13 protein-coding genes are annotated in these 18,870 nt (G+C 50.3%); 11 read left to right on the forward strand and 2 right to left on the reverse strand.

The genetic code is table 11. The annotated features are described in order from the left end of the window. Positions 1-139: 139 nt before the first annotated feature. The gene (locus ABEW73_RS15515; protein ID WP_430169964.1) at positions 140-3,610 is read right to left on the reverse strand and encodes a stalk domain-containing protein; all 3,471 of its coding nucleotides are present in this window, start codon (positions 3,608-3,610) and stop codon (positions 140-142) included. A gap of 332 nt (positions 3,611-3,942) precedes the next feature. Here ABEW73_RS15515 and ABEW73_RS15520 point away from each other — a divergent pair, with 332 nt between their 5' ends. From ABEW73_RS15520 to ABEW73_RS15555, 8 genes are all read left to right on the forward strand, one after another. Continuing rightward, complete coding sequence (locus ABEW73_RS15520) at positions 3,943-4,260, forward strand: ArsR/SmtB family transcription factor (protein WP_430169962.1); 318 nt, start codon at positions 3,943-3,945, stop codon at positions 4,258-4,260. Between the two features lie 64 nt (positions 4,261-4,324). Beyond that, positions 4,325-4,807, forward strand: a complete 483-nt coding sequence (locus tag ABEW73_RS15525) for an SRPBCC family protein (RefSeq protein WP_430169960.1) — start codon at positions 4,325-4,327, stop codon at positions 4,805-4,807. Positions 4,808-4,938: 131 nt separating this feature from the next. Then, positions 4,939-5,946 carry a C45 family autoproteolytic acyltransferase/hydolase gene (locus tag ABEW73_RS15530; RefSeq protein WP_430169958.1) on the forward strand — a complete coding sequence of 336 codons (1,008 nt, stop codon included), beginning with the start codon at positions 4,939-4,941 and terminating at the stop codon, positions 5,944-5,946. A gap of 231 nt (positions 5,947-6,177) precedes the next feature. After that, positions 6,178-6,354 carry a hypothetical protein gene (locus ABEW73_RS15535; RefSeq protein ID WP_430169957.1) on the forward strand — a complete coding sequence of 59 codons (177 nt, stop codon included), beginning with the start codon at positions 6,178-6,180 and terminating at the stop codon, positions 6,352-6,354. Continuing rightward, positions 6,342-7,043: an ABC transporter ATP-binding protein gene (locus tag ABEW73_RS15540; RefSeq protein WP_430169955.1), complete on the forward strand. Its 702-nt coding sequence runs from the start codon at positions 6,342-6,344 to the stop codon at positions 7,041-7,043. Before ABEW73_RS15535 ends, ABEW73_RS15540 begins: the two co-directional genes overlap by 13 nt. 13 nt (positions 7,044-7,056) lie before the next feature. After that, positions 7,057-10,374: an FtsX-like permease family protein gene (locus ABEW73_RS15545; protein ID WP_430169953.1), complete on the forward strand. Its 3,318-nt coding sequence runs from the start codon at positions 7,057-7,059 to the stop codon at positions 10,372-10,374. Between the two features lie 278 nt (positions 10,375-10,652). Then, on the forward strand, positions 10,653-12,383 hold the full coding sequence (locus tag ABEW73_RS15550; RefSeq protein ID WP_430169951.1) for an ABC transporter ATP-binding protein: 1,731 nt from the start codon (positions 10,653-10,655) through the stop codon (positions 12,381-12,383). Further along, a complete protein-coding gene (locus ABEW73_RS15555; RefSeq protein ID WP_430169949.1) occupies positions 12,376-14,235 on the forward strand; it encodes an ABC transporter ATP-binding protein in 1,860 nt (619 codons plus the stop codon). Before ABEW73_RS15550 ends, ABEW73_RS15555 begins: the two co-directional genes overlap by 8 nt. Positions 14,236-14,564: 329 nt before the next feature. Here ABEW73_RS15555 and ABEW73_RS15560 read toward each other — a convergent pair whose 3' ends face one another. Further along, the gene (locus ABEW73_RS15560) at positions 14,565-15,956 is read right to left on the reverse strand and encodes an MFS transporter (protein WP_430169947.1); all 1,392 of its coding nucleotides are present in this window, start codon (positions 15,954-15,956) and stop codon (positions 14,565-14,567) included. 117 nt (positions 15,957-16,073) lie between these two features. On the opposite strand from ABEW73_RS15560, the gene ABEW73_RS15565 reads away from it, so the two are divergent. The 3 genes from ABEW73_RS15565 to ABEW73_RS15575 all read left to right on the forward strand — a co-directional run bounded on the left by ABEW73_RS15565 (position 16,074) and on the right by ABEW73_RS15575 (position 18,863). Continuing rightward, positions 16,074-16,985, forward strand: coding sequence for a LysR family transcriptional regulator (locus tag ABEW73_RS15565; RefSeq protein WP_430169945.1), 912 nt, complete (start codon positions 16,074-16,076; stop codon positions 16,983-16,985). Between the two features lie 304 nt (positions 16,986-17,289). Continuing rightward, positions 17,290-18,066 carry an ABC transporter permease gene (locus ABEW73_RS15570; RefSeq protein ID WP_098742412.1) on the forward strand — a complete coding sequence of 259 codons (777 nt, stop codon included), beginning with the start codon at positions 17,290-17,292 and terminating at the stop codon, positions 18,064-18,066. Beyond that, positions 18,063-18,863, forward strand: a complete 801-nt coding sequence (locus tag ABEW73_RS15575) for an ABC transporter permease (protein ID WP_430169942.1) — start codon at positions 18,063-18,065, stop codon at positions 18,861-18,863. The genes ABEW73_RS15570 and ABEW73_RS15575 overlap by 4 nt, the downstream gene beginning before the upstream one ends. Positions 18,864-18,870: the final 7 nt, after the last annotated feature.

Consider the following 18,870-nt stretch of genomic DNA (forward strand, 5'->3'; position numbering starts at 1 on the left):
TGAAAGCTCAAGTGATGTCGCTTGAGCTTTTTTTTCATTCCACTGCTGAATAATTAGGAATCAAAAGAGCTGTCCCTCATGGTCAAATTGACCGAGGGACAGCTCTTTACGTTAGAGAATGTTAATATTCTACCTTTGACTAAGGTTTTTTAATTAAAACAAGCGTTTTGGATGCTTCGGATAAAGGTGTTACGGATTGAGCACTCGAAGCGATTTTCTTATCTTTCCCCAGTACGGACAGGACATAAACGGCGTATTCCGCATTGTCTTTAATGTCTTTTCCGTAGGCATCTTTGGCAGGGATATCAATCAGAGTCGAGATATCTTTGCCATCGGGATTTATTGTTGCGTTCTTATCCTCTTTGGCAGCGGCTGCTGTTGCAGCTTTAAGATCGAAGTTCTTGATGTTGTCTTTCTCTACAAACAACAGGCGGTATGCCGTAATGCTGCGCTCATCGATCGCCTTCTTGAAATCGACTTGAAGCTTCCCGCTTGCATCCAGCTTGGCTGTAACGGCTGTTGTTTGGATACGGTTCAGAATTTCAAACTCCGCAGAAGAATTGGAGATGCTGTTGTTGGTAGAAATGGTTCCATCAGCAACAGCAAGGATGTAAACCCTATATTTAGTACCAGTTACGATAGCTGCACCGTTGACGTCCGCTAAACCTGCGGACAATTTATGCTCGATTCTGTTAGGAGATGGAGCTACCTTCGTATACAATTGTTCTTTAGTGATTTTGTTGGCATCGTCTAATCCAAAACTTTGGTTAGCAGGTACAACCATGATTCGATATTCTTTAACACTTCCTGATGAAGGATTGAATTTGACCACAATGTCACTGCTATTCCCGTTGGTGCTTTCAATCCCGGCATATACATCCGAAGGAACCGTTACAGCGGTACCCGTAAGCTTAATCGGCGCAGATGGTGCCGACAGGGCATTGCTTATTGAACCATTGTTGCTTACGGACAATACGAATACTTGATAATCCACCAAATTTTGAATCGGTTGACCGTCAACGTCGTTTGTTCTAGGTCTCAGAACATCCTCAAAATTGGAGCCGATCGGTACTCTGTCGTAGTTGCCAGAACGTACATTGATAGCTTGATCTACTTTAAAGTTACCAGCGTTGGCTTGTTTCACGACCATGATCCTGTACTCGCTAATATTGGTTTCATTTGCAGCCTTGGTAAACGATACTTTCAAGTCGCTTGCGTTATTATTGTCGCCCACATCCGCTGCCGTAACGTTCGCAGCCTTACCAACTTCCGTCACGCCTTGAATCGTTACGTCACGAGAGACGGATGAAAGTGCTTTGCCGTAATTCGAGTAGCCTACCGACAAGACATACACCCGGTAGCTTGAACCTCTTTGAATGAGATCCCCATCAGAATCCTTGGTCGTGTTGGTCAAATCTCGAGTGATAGTTCTGCCGGTTTTGTTAACCGTGGTATAATTCCCGTTATCATAAGCTTGGGACACAGTCAGGCTCTTGGAGGACTTCACAACGAGAATCCGATAATGGTCGATGAAGTTTTCACCATTAGCAGGATTGAAGGCGACTCTAAGGTCGCTTCCGTTACCATTATTGCCGATAATGGACAATGTTGGCGTGGAAACTGGGTTTACATTGCCCTGATTGTTGTTTCCAAGCGTAATCGATGAGTAATTGGATAATGCATTGTTATTGCCCGATCCTACAGACAGGACATATACGCGATAGCCGATGCCATTGCGAATCAGCTCTCCATCGATATCACGGCTGTTGGAATTCAGGGTTTGAGTAATGTAGTTGCTGCTGTTGTTCTTATTGATTTGAGTGTAATAATAGCTGTTGTTTAAGTTATTGGCTCTATTCAGATCAAAATAACTATCAGATGATTTTACAACGAATACCTGGTAATAGCTGATGTTAGAACGATCAGACGGCTGGGTGAATGACACCTGCAAGTCGCGTCCATCATTGTAGTTGTTCACATCGGTAACGGACAGACTGGTAACAGCACCGACATTGTAGCTGGAACTCAAGATGATGGAGCTCGATGGAGCAGACAGCACGTTGTTATTGGAGTTACTGTTGTCCACGGCCATGACGAATACGCGATAGTACACACCGTTGCGAATCGTTGCTCCATCTACATCTTTAGCACTCGATGACAGCGTCAAGTTGTTGATGTTATTGCCGGTTTTATTGACATGAGTATAGTAGTTGTAGTTGGAGGCCGTATTGGCTTTGCTTAAGTTGAAGCTGCTGTAATTGCTGTCCTTCACGACAAACACGCGATAAGAGTGAATGTTGGATTCGTTGGATACCTTGTTAAAGCTTACGCGAAGATCGCGGCCATCACCATAATCACTGATATCCGTCACCTGCGTAATGGATGGAACCGTTGCATTGCCTGTGCTGAGGGTGATGGAAGACGAACCTGATGACAGGTTGCTTGCAAGCACGTTCTCATTGCTGCTGACAGACTGGACGAACACGGTGTAAGCGACACCGCTACGGATGAGCTCGTTTGAAGTATCACGAGCAGAAGAACTCAGCGTCGTGGACAGCGTTGTATTCGTCGTACTGGTTTTGCTCACCGTCGTATAATTCTGGCTTGGGACGGATTTGGCTGCCGCCAGATTAAAGTTGGCAACATCCTTGGTTTTTACCGCAAATACGCGATAGTTGGTTACATTGCTCTCGTTCTGGGCACGCGTGAAGCTGACCTGCAGATCACGGCCATCGCCGTAGTCGCTCACATCGCTTGCCTTCACGTTGGTTGCTCCGTTCACCGAATTGGTGTTGGTCAGCGTCAACGACGGCGAAGCCGAGGAAAGGGCATATGTGCCGCCGGTGTTGCTAACTGCCAATACGTAAGCTTTATAAGACTGGTTATCGCGGATAAGCTCATTATCCACATCCCTTGAACCCGACGTGAGAGTCAGAGTCTGATCCGAGCCGGACGGGTACACCGTTGTATAAGCTGCGGAGGACACGCGCAGTGCCTCTGATTGGTTTAACGTCTTGGACTGCTTCACAATCATCACGCGGTAATGCGAAATTAATGATTCGGTCGACGATTTGGAGAAGCTGACCTGCAGATCGCGGCCGTCGCCGGCGTTGCCGATGTCCCGAAGGGTCACATAATTCACCGGCACGATACCGGTATTATTTCCGCCGCCGCCTGAATTGTTCGTTGTTTTGACGGTGACCGTTTTCGTTTTGGAATTCCAGCCGATTTTTTGGCCGAGGGCTTCACTTACGAAGCGTACTGGCACCATGGTATTTCCTTTTAAGTTTTTCGCCGGAACATCCAGCGCTACCGTCTTGTTATTGATGGTGGCCGTCTTGGAGTTGATTTTTAGAATGACGGTTGTGCCATTTTTGGTCGCTGTGACGGTTTGCGTTTTTTGATTCCACTTGACCGATGCATCCAAGGCTTCGAAGATGGATCTCATCGGAAGCATGACGCGTCCTTGGATCATGATAGGTGCTTGAGGCGTATACAGCTTGACACCGTCAATCAAGACGCTGATGTTCACTGCCGCCTGTGCCTGCGATTGGAATGTCATGGGGATTAACAGTATAGCTGCTAGCAAGGCAGTCCATATTCTTTTCACACACTCAACCTCCTGAAATTTAGCTTTGTTATTATTTTCCTCTACAATATGACGCATTGGCGTAGAATAAAGTTTCAACTATAACATCGGCAATGCAAAAATATTTTTTAGTACCTAATCATAATAAGGGAAGAAACAGGGAGTATTCGCCGTTTCTTCCCTAGCTGATGTTGATCAATATTGTTTAATGATTCCAGTTCCGCCTAGGGTCGATCGGGTAACGGCATCATATATATTCGGCGGGTACCCGGCGATGCGATGTTTGTTCAAAGATCGCGTCCGTTTCTATATATAACTTTACAGGAATATAACTTAATAGTAATATAATAAACATGTTGAACGATAACCTTTTTGAAGTATTGGCAGAACCGAACCGCAGGACGATACTGGATTATTTGCGTGTGAAAGAGTGCACGGTGGGCGAGATGGTAGATCTCATGCAGCTCAGCCAACCAGGCGTATCAAAGCATTTGCGCATCTTGAGGGAGGCTGGTCTTGTCTCTCTGCGGAAAGAGGCCCAAAGGCATGTGTACAGCCTGAATGCCAAGCCTCTGGAGGAAATCCACGACTGGTTGGAGCCTTATCGTCAGTTCTGGATGAACAAGCTGGATGATCTGGAGAGACTACTGGATGAGGATGAATCTCCTTAACATCGTAATGTGGTTTGATTTGAATAATGATTCTTGAATAAAACATGCATGAGGAGGGAGAAAAATGCTGGCTGTTGTGCAGCAAGACGAGTTCGGAACGACCGTCCGATTTGAACGCCGCTTTAAGCATTCGGTTGAGAAGGTGTGGTCTTATCTGACAGATAATGACAAGCTGACGCAATGGTTCTCGGAGCTGAAGGTGGAAGATTTACGCCAAGGCGGCAGAATTACTTTTGACATGCAGGATGGAACGTTTGAAGAGTTTGAAATTACGGACTATCGGGAGTTATCGGTATTGGAGTATACATGGGGAGAGGACCGGGTGCGTTTTGAGCTGTATCCCGAGGCCGAAGGCTGTCGTCTGGTGCTGATCGAGACGATAACGAAAATTACAGATCATACACCGAAGGATATTGCCGGTTGGGATGTATGTCTGGACGTTATTAAAGCACTGCTTGAGGGCAGGACGCTGGAATCACGCAAAGATGCCTGGTCTGAAAAATATGAGCAATACGTTCGAATGTTTGAGACATTGCCCCGCGCCTAAAAATCTGCTCCTTCCAAGCATGTAAACATGCCGGGATGGAGCTTTTTTATTGGAAGATGGATGAATTGCATTTATAATCGGGTAAGGGATATATTCCCATATGAAATACCGCCGGGGTGGAGGGGTTAAAAATGCCGAATTACACGGTAAACATCTTGCAGCTTAGAGAAGATAACTATTACAATGGGCTGAAGCTGGGTCGCAGCCTGCGAAATCAACCGATATTAAAAGCTTTTGAAGCGGCCACCAAACCGGAGATCGATACGGAACAGTTGAAGAGCATCTATAACGAGTTTGCCCCGCAGCTGCTATCGGAGCTTGAAGGACTGGCGGAAGGTTTGGAAATGCCGTTTCCCAAAGCCGCCGCTCTCCTAGGGGGATACGATGTTCCAAAGATCACGGCCATGGGCTGTTCGGCGATGATTACCCCTTCGTATTACGTAAGAAATTACGATTTTACGCCTGCGTTTTACGATGGTTATTTTACCGCGGCCCAAGCCGACAAAGGCTTGGCGACCGTAGGTTATAATTTGCAGGCCATAGGTCGGCATGACGGGGTTAATGAAAAGGGACTTGCCGCCGGGCTGCATTTTGTTAGCTTTGACGGATACGAGGCGGGCCTGTCGCCATGGGTCGGCGTTCGGATGATATTGGAATCATGCGGTACCGTAGAAGAAGCGTCTTATATGCTGCGCCATATTCCCCATGCGGCTTGCTATAACTTTTCAATAGGGGATGCACGAGGGAACATGGCCGTTGTGGAAGCAAGTCCGGATCAAGTCATTACCCGTGCGGGCGGGGGGGCGGCAATCGCCTGCGTTAACCATTATGAAGCGTTGACGGGCAAGAACAGGCCTTCCATCGAGCATTCCCTTCGGCGTAAACGTTACATCGATAGCTTGGATGCCACACAGTTGACCCATGCCGAAGCATTCGGTTTGTTTAAGGAGCGTGAGTCCCCGTTGTTTTTTACGGATTACGACGATTTGTTTGGAACGCTGCATACTTTTTCGTACTCCTTCGAAGAAGAGAGGGTCATGACTTCGCTTGCTCAGGGCGGCGTGCTCGATTTTTCGTTCAGGGAGTGGGCCCAGGGCAAGGATCTCCAGGAAGCGACGTTGACCGGGCATATCAATTGACAATAAATCCTGTAGAGAAGCGCTTCCTCCTAGGTGAAGAAGTGTTTTTTTTGTGTTGCTCGGGCATTTTCCAATTTGGAACATTCTGTGACATTGCCATGGCGGGGGATGCTGCATTATCTTTGGCCGATTTGTTTATGCTACACTGGTTTAAAGAACGATTTCATTGAATGAACGCAAGTAAACAAGGAGTCTAACAACAGAGAATGCACAAATACGAGGCATAGCACAATGGCCGCGGCACATGCCGCAGGACGTATCCGTACGATGCCAATGGACATACTCGTACAAGCGGTGATCAGCCCTACAGCTAGAGCACCGGACAAGCTGCCTTGGATTACAATACATAACGATTCAAGCCGATATTGCAACCATGAGTTGGGAGTGGAGTACACATGGCTTTTGTGAGCATGAAGGATGAATATAAGCGCTACCGGATGGGAGAGACCACCATTGTAGCCAATGATGGAATCAACTTGGAGATCGAAAAAGGCGAGTTTGCGATCATTGTCGGTCCCAGCGGTGCAGGCAAATCCACGGTGCTGAATATATTGGGCGGCATGGATACGGCGGATGAGGGACAAGTACTCGTGGATGGAACGGATATTGCCAGGTTTAACAGCAAGGAGTTGACCGGCTATCGGCGCAATGACGTCGGATTTGTGTTTCAATTTTACAACCTGGTTCCCAATCTGACGACCAAAGAAAATGTGGAACTGGCTTCGCAGATTTCTCCCCGGGCTTTGGATGCCGAACAAGTACTGCGGGATGTCGGCCTGGGTAATCGTATGAACAATTTTCCGGCACAGTTGTCCGGCGGGGAACAGCAGCGGGTAGCGATTGCCAGGGCACTTGCCAAGCAGCCGAAGCTGCTTCTCTGCGATGAACCCACGGGTGCGCTTGATTACCATACAGGAAAGCAGGTGCTGAAGCTGCTCCAAGACACCTGCCGCCATACCGGAACGACGGTTATCGTCATTACACATAATTCTGCCCTGACGCCGATGGCGGATCGGGTCATCGAGATCAACAATGCCAAGGTTCGGAACATGGTTTTGAATCCGGCCCCCGTTTCTGTAGACAACATCGAGTGGTAGGGAGATACATATCATGAAGAAAAGAGCGCTGTGGACTGATATTTTCCGGGAAATATCGCGGACAAAAGCTCGGTTTCTGTCCATTTTTGCCATTATTATGCTCGGCGTCGGTTTTTTTGCGGGGATCAAAGCGACGGGTCCTGACATGCTGGATACAGCAGATCACTACTATAACGATTTTAAGCTAATGGATCTTAAGGTTCAGTCCACCTTAGGTCTCGAACAAACCGATATAGAGAAGCTAAAGTTGGTTCCAGAAGTGGACGAGGTTCAACCTGGCTACAGCGCAGACGTATTCCTCGGTGACAGCGGGCGGATCGCGAAGGTGTTCTCCTATGACCCAGGAAATAATCTGAATCAATACGTGCTTACAGAAGGCCGAATGCCGGAGTCCGCAGGGGAAATCGTCATCGATGCGGGAGATCGAGGAAACGAATTTAAACTGGGGGATCAGATTACCTTTACCAATACGGATCAGGAAGTCAACCTCAAGAAAACGTTTGACCACCTAACTTACACGGTCGTGGGAAGGGCGAAGAGTCCGCTGTTCATCAGCAGCATGAGCCGGGGAACGAGTGGCATCGGCAAGGGGACGGCGGATGTGTTCGCCGTTATACCGGAGAAGGACTTTAAACTATCTGTATATACGGAAGCCTACCTGACCTTTCAAGACACCGCTGAATCAGCTCCCTATACGACTGAATATGACGAGAAGATCCAACGGCATAAAGAAGCGGTAGAACTGGAACTGGAGACCATGCCGCAGGAGCGGCTGACAGAGATTCGTGTCAACGGTCAGAAGAAGCTGGATGAGGCCATGGACAAAATCGAGGATGCCAAGAAACAGCTGACCGATGCGGAGCAGAAGTTAAATGATGCTAAGGTCAAGCTGAATGAAGGCGAGCAATCCTATCGAGATGGCGTCAACAAACTTCAAACCGAGCTGGACCAGGGGCAAGCCAAGCTGGATTCCGCGGCCAAAAAACTTGCCCAAGGCAGAGCGGAGCTGAAGCAGAATCGGCAGCAGTTGGAGCAAGGACAATCCCAGCTTAAGATGGGTCAAAGTCAACTGGATCAACAAAAGTCGGAGCTGGCGCCAAAGCTGGCACAAGGACAGCAATTAGCGAAGGAGCTGCAGCAAATCTCCGGTTTAGATCCGGAGGGCATACCGGAAGAGCAGAAGCAAGAACTACTCTCGGCGGCTCAGGCGGCCGATCCGAAACTAGGAGCAGCTGCTGCGGGTTTCATGGAAGGCGCATTGGATGGCGCTGCTTTGCAAAAGGCTGCTTCTTCGTTCCAGAGCGGTTTAAACGAAGCTTCCCTGCAGCTGGATAACGCTCAGCAGAAGCTGCATGCAAGCCGAGCAGAGCTGAAAGAAGGACAGGCCAAGCTTCGGGAAGCCGAGCGTCAGCTCGTGCAGGGTGAAGCTTCGTTGAAGCAAGGGCAGAAGGAGCTTGCTGCTGCCAGAGAGGCAGGGGAAGCCAAGCTTACGGATGCGAAAGCGGAACTTAGCCAAGGGCAGGCGGATTACCAGGAAGGTCTAAAGAAATTTAATGAAGAAAAAGTAAAGGCTGAACGGGAAATCGCCGATGGCGAGAAGGAAGTGGCTGAGGGACAGAAGGAGCTGGATCAGCTCGAGCTGCCCAAAGTCTACGTCATGGACCGCAGCGTCAACCCGGGGTATACCGAGTACAGCGATAATGCGGACCGTTTATCTTCCATTGCAACGGCATTTCCGGTGTTCTTTTTCCTGATCGCCGCCCTCGTCAGCCTGACAACGATGACCCGGATGGTTGAGGAGCAGCGGCTGCAGATCGGAACCTTGAAAGCACTCGGATACAGCAACCGGGATGTGATGAAAAAATTTCTGGTCTATTCGACGCTGGCCAGTGTTGCGGCTTCAGCAGCCGGGCTGGCTATCGGCTTCACCTTGTTTCCCGCCATTATCTATGATGCTTACGGCGCTTTATATAATCTGCCGGATGTACGAACCCGTTTTTATCTCAGCTACAGCATCATTTCGATTGTCGTGGCTGTGCTCTGTACGACCATGACAGCTTATGTGGCAACCCGGGTGGAACTTCGAAGCAACGCTTCGGTCCTGATGCGCCCCAGGGCGCCCAAGAACGGATCGCGCATATGGCTGGAGCGAGTGCCTTGGGTGTGGAACCGACTCGGGTTTATTGGAAAAGTCACCGCCCGCAATCTGTTCCGCTACAAGCAGCGGATGTTCATGACCGTCTGCGGCGTTGCCGGTTGCACGGCTCTGATTCTGACTGGTTTCGGTCTCAAGGATTCCATCGGAGATATCGCACCGCTTCAATACGGAAAGATCATGCAGCACCAAGCGACCGTTGTTTTTCAAGACGATAACGGCGATAGCGGCATGCTGGAGGATTATAACAGGCGCATTGCGGATACGCCGGAGATTACGGGGATTTTGAATGTGACCCAAGAAGCGATGACCGCGACCGCCCCCGGGGTGAACGCCCAGGATGTGAGTCTTTTCGTGCCGCAATCGTCGGAGGAGATCGATTCGTTTATCGTCCTGAAATCTCGTGGGCAGGAGCAGACACTGTCACTGACGGATGAGGGCGCGATCATTACCGAGAAGCTCGCCAAGCTGTTTGATCTCAAGATCGGCAGTACTTTCACCGTCCAGAACAGCGATAACGTTCCCTTTGAGATACGTGTAGCCGGGATAACGGAGAACTATGCCATGCACTACATCTATATGACGCCGCTGTATTATGAAGAGATTTTTGATGCAGCGCCGGAAGTGAACAGTCAATTGCTGACGTATGACAACAACAATCACGATCCGGAGTGGGAAGACCAGCTTGGAGAAACGTTAACCGCAAGCGAACGGGTGGCGATGATCAGCTTCACGAGCGGAGTAAGCAATGCCTTTAGTGACACGATGGACAGCATGAACGTCGTGGTGGTTGTCCTGATTGTATCTGCAGCGGCGCTCGCGTTTGTCGTTCTGTACAATCTGACGAATATTAACGTATCCGAGCGGATACGGGAGCTGTCAACGATCAAGGTGCTTGGCTTCTATGATAAGGAAGTCACCATGTACATTTATCGCGAAAATATGATTCTGACCGTGCTGGGTATCATAGCGGGCAGTCTGGGAGGCGTGTTCCTGCACCGGTTCGTGCTCCTGACCGCGGAAGTGGACGCGATGATGTTCAGTCCCGCCATCCATGGAATCAGTTACGGCTATGCGGCACTGCTGACACTGCTGTTCTCGGCCATTGTCATGGCCTCCATGCATTACAAACTGAAGCGGATTGATATGATTGAAGCGCTGAAATCGGTGGAATAGATATAGGTTTCAACAAGAGAGCCCTATTCGAGAGGAGACAATCCTGAAGAATAGGCTCTTTTTTTCTTCTCCGGTGTACAGCTCCGTACACATGCCAGCAGCTGCATTTTGGAATGTGAATTCCCGCGATATTTTTAATCAGCCGGTAAGTTCTAGGAGAAAATATATTATAATAGACATATCCAGCTCTTGTACGAACTAATATTGCTACTACATGAAGACCAGTGGGTAATTGATGTTAGAACAGGATAAAGGTCTTCAGCCTCGGAGGAATGCATATGGGAATGGTCTTCTCGATCTTGAAAAAGTACCGCGTAGCGGCGATTGCGGCACTGGTCATGATGCTGATTGAGCTCACCGTTGAGCTGATTCAGCCGCTGCTCATCTCTAAAATCATTGACGACGGGATTCAGAAACAGGATTTGTCCATTGTATGGATGTGGGGAGCCGTTTTAACTGGAAGCGCTATTATTGCCTTTATAGCCGGAATATCCAGCTCTTTTTTTGCGGCGCATACAAGTCAGGGACTCGGTTATGATCTGCGTGATCAGCTGTATGAAAAGGTGCAATCCTTCTCCTATTCGATATTTAACCGGTTTGCTACCTCATCATTGATTACTAGACTTACGGGTGATGTCACCCAGATTCAGGATACGGTGTTCATGGGCTTACGGTTTATGACGCGCGTTCCGCTTGTTGTGTTAGGAAGCATTATCATGGCATTGGTCGTGAATGTGAAGCTGGGCTTGCTGCTTGTCCTTACCGTGCCATTGTTGTTTATTTTTATCGCATGGATTATGAAGCGGGCAGCTGATGCGTTCCGCAATGTACAGCAGCGACTGGATGCGGTGAACGGCGTCATTCAGGAGAATTTGACCGGGATCCGGTTGATTCGCGTATTCGTGCGCATGGGTCACGAAATTGAACGCTTTGGCCGTACCTCGGGCAAGCTGATGAGCACCACCGTCTCGACCTTGCGGTTAACGGAGACAACGATGCCGTTTATTCTTCTCATTATGAATGCCGGGATTATGGCGGTCCTGTGGTTTGGCCGCAAAGACATCGCGTCTGGCAGTGCCAGCGTCGGCGAAGTGGTTGCCGTCGTCAATTATTCTCTACGTTGTATTGGTGCCATGTCCGCCCTGTCATGGGTTGTCGTTGCCTTCTCCCGGGGGCGCGCTTCCGCCCAGCGGACGCAGGAAGTGTTAAAGACCGAAGAGGATGCAGCAAGCGCGGGTAAGGAAAAAAATAAAAAGGTTGAAATTCAAGGGCGCGTGAAGTTCGAGCAAGTGAGCTTCAGTTACCCGGGCAGCGACATCGACGTGCTGACGGATATTTCCTTTGAAGCGAGGCCCGGAGAGCGGATCGCGATCATGGGAGCAACAGGTTCCGGCAAATCTTCGTTAGTACAGCTAATTCCACGGCTTTACGAGGAAGAGAAGGGGACTGTACTCGTAGACGGAATGGATGCCGGATCGATTGATGAGGTGAATCTGCGCAGCAGCATCGGTTATGTGCCGCAGGAAGTGCTGCTCTTCTCCGGTACGGTCCGGGATAACATTGCCTGGGGACGCGAGGATGCTTCCATGGAGGAAATTAAAGAAGCGGCGCGCAGGGCCCAAATCCATGATACCATCAAGCATTTGCCTAAGGGCTATGACACGATGCTGGGCCAGCGGGGAGTTAACTTGTCCGGCGGACAGAAGCAGCGCTTGTCCATTGCACGGGCGCTCGTGCGAAAGCCTGCCATCCTTATTCTGGACGACAGCACCAGCGCCCTTGACGTCCGAACGGAAGGCGCTCTGCTGGATGCCCTGAAGGATTTGTCCTGCACGACGTTTTTGATCACGCAGAAGATCAGCTCCACCACTTCGGCCGATTTGATCCTGCTTCTGGACGATGGTCGTTTGATTGGAAAAGGGAACCACGACGCTTTGATGGAAAGTTCCGCTCTGTATCGACGTATCTATGAATCCCAATACGGAGAGGAGGCCCAGCAGCATGCTTAAGGCATTCACTGAACCATTTCGTCATCCAAAGCCGAAGATCGATCTTGACAAAAGCAAGGATAGCGGCTCGGGCCGCAAGCCCAAGGCAAAAGCCAAGAACTGGTCGGGCACCCTTTCGAGAATATGGGCTTATCTCGCCCGCCGCAAAGGGAAGCTCACACTTGTGCTGCTGATGGTGATGATCAGTTCGGGGCTGGCGCTGCTCGGTCCCTATCTGCTCGGCGTCGGGGTGGACAAATTTCTGGATGATGTACGTAATCCGGACAGCTCTATCGACTCGGCCTGGTTGTATTTTCTCGTAGGCCTGGCCGCCGTCTATATCCTTCAGGCTTTAACCACCTGGCTGCACAACGTCTGGATGATCGGCATCGCCCAAGAAACGGTGTACCGGATGCGGATGGATCTGTTCACTCATCTGCACCGGCTCCCAATTCCGTTCTATGGCAAGCGCCAACAGGGTGAGATCATGAGCCGTCTGACAAACGATATCGAGAACGTGAGCTCAACGCTGAACAGCTCGGCCATTCAAATCTTCTCGAGCGTGCTGACCTTAATCGGCACATTATCCGTCATGTTATGGCTTAGCCCGCTCCTTACGCTGCTAACCTTCCTGGTTGTGCCGCTGATGATGATGGGGATGCGCTGGATCACCCGACGGACCGGCCCCTTGTTCAAAGAGCGTCAACGCAACCTGGGGGATCTGAACGGTTATATTGAAGAAACGCTGTCGGGGCAGCGGATTATTAAGGCATTTTCGCAGGAAGAACGGGTGGTCCGCGAATTTGATGAGCGCAATCAACGGATTCGTCTATCGGGCTTCTGGGCGCAGAGCATATCAGGCTTTATACCGAAGCTGATGAACGGGCTTAACAACCTGAGCTTTGCGATCGTAGCGGGAATTGGCGGCATCATGGCGATCCAGGGACATATTACGATCGGCGTCATCATTATATTTGAGAGTTATGCAAGGCAGTTTACGAGACCGCTGAACGATCTGGCGAACCAATGGAATACGCTACTGTCAGCCATCGCGGGTGCGGAACGTGTATTCGAAGTGTTGGATGAAGAGGTTGAGGCGAAGGATGAAGGAGCTGCGGTCACGTTGAAAAGCGTGGAGGGTGCGGTGAAGTTCGACAACGTATCGTTTTCTTATGAAAAAGACGGAGATACCCTGGAAGGAATCACCTTTGAAGCGAAGCCTGGCGAGATGATTGCGCTGGTCGGTCCGACGGGCGCGGGGAAGACTACCTTAATTCAGCTTCTCTCCCGGTTCTACGATCCGGACAGTGGAAGCATTACCCTCGACGGGCGGGATATTTCCTCGATTCGCAGGGAGAGCCTGCGCTCGCAGATGGCTTTTGTGCTGCAGGATTCCTTCCTCTTCCAGGGCACGATCCGTGAGAATATCCGCTTCGGACGGCTGAATGCCACCGATGAGGAAGTGGAAGAAGCCGCGAAGCTGGCCAATGCCCACTCGTTTATCGTGCGGATGAAGGACGGTTACGACAAGAAACTCAAGCCTGACGGCAGCGGCATCAGCCAAGGCCAGAAGCAACTGCTTGCGATCGCGAGGGCGATTCTGGCCAACCCTTCCATGCTGGTGCTGGATGAAGCAACAAGCAGCATCGATACCGTAACGGAAATCAAAATCCAGGAAGGATTGCAGCGATTGATGAAAGGGCGGACGAGCTTCGTGATTGCCCACCGTCTAAACACAATCCGCTCGGCGGACCGCATCCTGGTGCTGAAGGATGGGCGCCTGCTGGAGCAAGGCTCTCATGATGAACTGCTGAAGCAGGGAGGATTCTACAGCGACCTGTATTACGGCCAGCTGAAACGAGCGGCTATGTAAACTTGCACCCGTGCCAAGGTGGAGGAGTGCACCTCCAACGTCCGGCATCATTTGCTGCGGCGGTTGCCGCAATGAGGTTCCTCGGCAGGCATAGACTATGGTTGTCTGTTGAGGGCGTATTACCTCAGATTGGAATATGCATTAAAATAGAATCAAAACCACCGGAGAGGTTTGAAACCAAGCGCTGCTCCGGTGGTTTTTTTATTGACCTGGTTGAATTTCGATGCTGTATTACCTTTAGCCGGGCCTCATGTCATGTCGTGCTGTGCCGTGTAAACAATATACAGGAAAGCGTAACTTTTACACTAATCATATCTGTTGTTTTCTCCTTATTTATAGCCTGTTGTTTGAACCTGCAGCTCACGCTGCCCCACTCTGCCAAATTGCAGCATAAACAGCAGGAGAACTGCAGCTTGCAAGGCTAACAGGACGATATAGATGTTGCTGTAGGTGGAGGCTCCCTGGAACAGATTTAGCGGATTCCAGGAACTTCCGGCGCCAAGATCGACGGCTTTGCCGTATACCCCAGTGGCGATCGCACCTGACAGGAAGTTGAGCAGAGAGAACAATCCCATACCGACGCCGGTTTGTTCTTTCGGCAGCGACAAGGAAATCGTCTTGGAGAGCGAGATTTGCATAAACATTTGCCCCACATTGCCGAAGACCAGAAACAGCGCAATGAGGAATGGCGATACGCCCGCGAAGGTGGACAAGAGGGCGAAACAGACCAGAAGCAGGGTGGACGCAATATAGAATAGATAACGTGTTCCCTTGGTATCCGCGAGCTTGCCGCCTCTTCCGCCAAGCATGGCCGTGACGATGGCTCCCGGCACCATGACAAATCCGATCCAACCCGGAGCCAAACCGTTAATATTCGCCAACAGCTGTGGAGTTAGAAAGGGCAGGGCGTAACCGACACTCACGATGAATATGGCGAGCACTAGTCCGACTGAGTAGCTTTTGTTGCTGAATAAACGGGGCTGAACAAAAGGCTCTCTAGCTGATCGAATGCGCAGGAGGAATAACAGGAACAGCATGAAGCTGCCTAAACCATATATCCAGCTTCCCTGTGTCACCGCAAGGAGCAGCAGCGCAACCGTCCCTGCCAAAAGACCGCCGCCGAGCCAATCAATCCGTCCGCCCTGGCCTTGTTCATTGCCCAAATATTTGCGGTACAAGGGCAAGGTGACGAGGATCAACACCGGGATGCAGAAGAGCCATCTCCAGTGGAACATACTGACGATCAAAGCCGAGACTATCGGCCCAATTGCGCTTCCGATCGCGAGTCCGGTAGCGGTTATGCCAAGCGCGCGGCCCCGGCTTTCTGCCGGGAAGTAACGGACGGGTATGATCATGGCTGTTGCCGGAATGACGGCTGCCCCCGCAGCCTGGAGGATCCGGCCCAGCAGGACCATCCAGTAGGCTTGTGCCGATAACCCTGTAATGGAACCGACAAAGAAGAGGAGCAAACCGAAGGTGAGCAGATTTTTGAGTTTATAGGTGTCAGCCAATTTTCCGTATATGACAGAGCCTATGGCATATATCAGCATGTAAATCGAAGATACCCAACTGACCTGGGCAAAGGAAAGCTGGAATTGCTTGCTGATTTCCGGAAGTACGATATTAAACATGGTTGCGCTCATCGATGAGAGAATCATTGTAAAAGCCAGAATGCGTATTAATTTTTCAGCCGATGGTGGTTGTTGCTGATGTTCGTTCATGTTATTCCCCCTTTCCTTTGGTTACGATTTATTCTACAATCGATAGTTAATAAATAAAAATATATATTATGACATGCATTCATATACTTTGGGTTATCGATAAAGGAGGAAGTTACCGTGGAACTGCTTCAGCTGCATTATTTTCAGACGGTGGCCAGAATGGAGCATATGACTAAAGCTGCAAAGGAACTTCGAATTGCCCAGCCTGCGCTCAGCAAGACGATTGCCCGGTTGGAGGAAGATTTGGGAGTACAACTGTTTGATCGGCAGAATCGGCAAATTAAGCTCAATTCATTCGGGAAGGCTTTTTTGAAAAGCGTAGATACGGCACTTTCGGCCATAGAGGAAGGCAAGAGAGAGGTGTCCGATTTAGCTGGCATGGAGCGTGGGAGCATTCGCATTGCAACGACGGCATTACCCCGGCTGTCCAAAGCCCTTGGTGCTTTCCGCACACGGTATCCTGAAGTAAATTTCCGCATTGTCCAGATTGCGCCCGACTCGATGATGGAGATGGTTCAGATGTTGGAGAACGGAGAGGTCGATCTATGCTTTACCGCAGCGGCATTGGATGAAGACCACATTCGGGAGATCCCGGTCCTCCATGCCGAGGTGTTCTTGGCGGTGCCTCACGGTCATCGATTGGCGGGACGGACCAGCATAACCCTTCAGGAGGTAGCGGGGGAAGCATTCATCGAATATAAAGCAGGCCACCCGTTTCGAAAAATGAACGAGGAGTTCTGCCGTTTGGCTGGGATCAGCCGGGATGTCGTCTGTGAAGTGGATGAACCTGCAGCTTTGGCCAGCCTCGTATCCGCCGGACTTGGAGCGGCATTTGTACCCGGGTGCAAAGGGGATGAAAAGCCGTCCTTCGCGATGGTGCGCATCGAGAAGCCTTCCTGCTACCGCACCTTCACCGTAGCTTGGCTGGAGCGGCGATATCTGTCTAAGGCCGCCAGGGAGTTCCAGTCCTTCCTGATAGAGTATTTCGGCGAGTTTCAAGAGCCGATGAAACATAGGGACGTGATCTGACAACGTGTACCAGCGTATATATGATGATGCCGGAGCAATTTCATATTCCAACAACGAAGTCTTCAAACTCTACGCCAGGTTTGTTTCGGAACCGACGCCGGGAGGAGAAGGCTTCTTTTGTATTATCAGGTTAGCCAGAATCCTTCTGGTTGGCCTTTTTGTATGCCGAATCCCTTCACGATTTACCTCCCGAAAAAAGTCTTGCCTGAAATGGAACGTTCTGGTATGCTATTGTCCTTCTCTCATTTTCGCCTTGTCTGAAGTGGATGGGTCTGCCATCTAAAATGCTTATCGGAGGTGCTTCATGCTTTATTTCACATTGGCTTCCAAAGCCTATGCCCGCAATTTGCAGTACCGCGGCGCTCACATGGTGCACAATATCGCCAGCGCGATGTTCGGCTTCATGTATGCCTGTATCTGGATCGGTCTCGGTGCAGACTACGCGCTAGGAGATTACGGAACGCAGGGAATGGTCGGTTATATCGCCTTTACGCAAGCTGCGCTCTGGGTTTCCAGTTTCGTCACGAATGGCCTCGGCATTCCCCAAGCCGTGCGAACCGGCCATATCTCTCTGGATTTGATGCGCCCCGTTCACTTGTTCAGTCATTTGATGGCCAAGGAATGGGGGCAAATCGCCTACCAATTCGTTTATAAATCGATCCCGATCTACTTGGTGTATTACTTTGCTTTCTCGCTCCATTTACCCGGAAAAGCTTCAACCTTCCTCTATGTTGCCATTGCGCTTGCAGGTGCCGCCTACTTATCGATCTGCATCAACTATCTCATCGGCGCATCCGCATTATGGACAACGGAATCGTCTTGGTTGTATTGGGGCAACCATGCGATGATCAATCTTCTTGCAGGCTTCTTCATTCCGATTGAATGGCTGCCGGGCTGGCTTCAGACGATGGCCTGGTGGTCGCCGTATCCTTATCTGCTCTATGTGCCGACCCGAATCTATCTGGGGTTTGATGACGTTTCCTATCTATGGGGTACGCTCCTATGGTGTGTGTTGCTCACGCTGGCTAGCCTGCTCGCAACAGGCTTCCTAAGACGGAAAGTGGAGGTGCAAGGAGGATGACCACAAGATCCTGGCTATCTCTGTACGCGCTGCTGATCCGCACCAGCATCAAAAGCCGCATGCAGTACAAATTTAATTTCATATTGGCTTCGTTTCTCGCTGCTCTGATCCAAATTTCCGAATTTCTTATGGTCGCTATCGTGCTCTACAAGTTTGGGGCTATCCAGGGATGGTCCATGCATGAAATCGGGTATTTGTTTGCCGTGATGACCTTATCGAAGACCCTCTACCGGACGTTTGCGGATGAAGTGCATCATCTTGAACACTACCTGGTTAACGGGGAGCTTGACCAGCTGCTGACCCGTCCCATGCCGGTGCTGCTGGCGCTCATGCCGCAGAAGTTCCGGATTATGCTGGGCGAAGTGCTGCAGGGCGGTTTTCTGCTCTGGTGGTCGCTGCATGGCATGATGGCAGCAGGTCAGGTCGGATGGAGCGCGGTGCCGCAATCGCTTTATATTATCGTCACGGGAGCGGTCATTCTGTTCTCGATCGGCCTCGCAACCGCAACGTTCGGATTTTGGACGACCCGGATCACCGAGCTTCAAAATATTACGGAGGACGCGGCCCGGACGGCAGCTCAGTATCCGCTCACGCTGTATCCCAAATGGATGTCGTCGCTCTTACTGATCTTGGTCCCGGTCGGTTTAGTCAATTACATCCCGTCATTATACATACTGCGGGGTGAGCTCGGAGCCTGGGTGCTGCCTGCATTGGCTGGAGCGGCTCTGGTATGTCTCGCTTTAAGTCTGAAATTCTGGCAGTTTGGTTTGACCAAATATCAAAGTACAGGGAGCTAAAAGGAGG

The organism is Paenibacillus lautus (assembly GCF_050482385.1).
Lineage (GTDB): Bacteria > Bacillota > Bacilli > Paenibacillales > Paenibacillaceae > Paenibacillus_AQ > Paenibacillus_AQ lautus_B.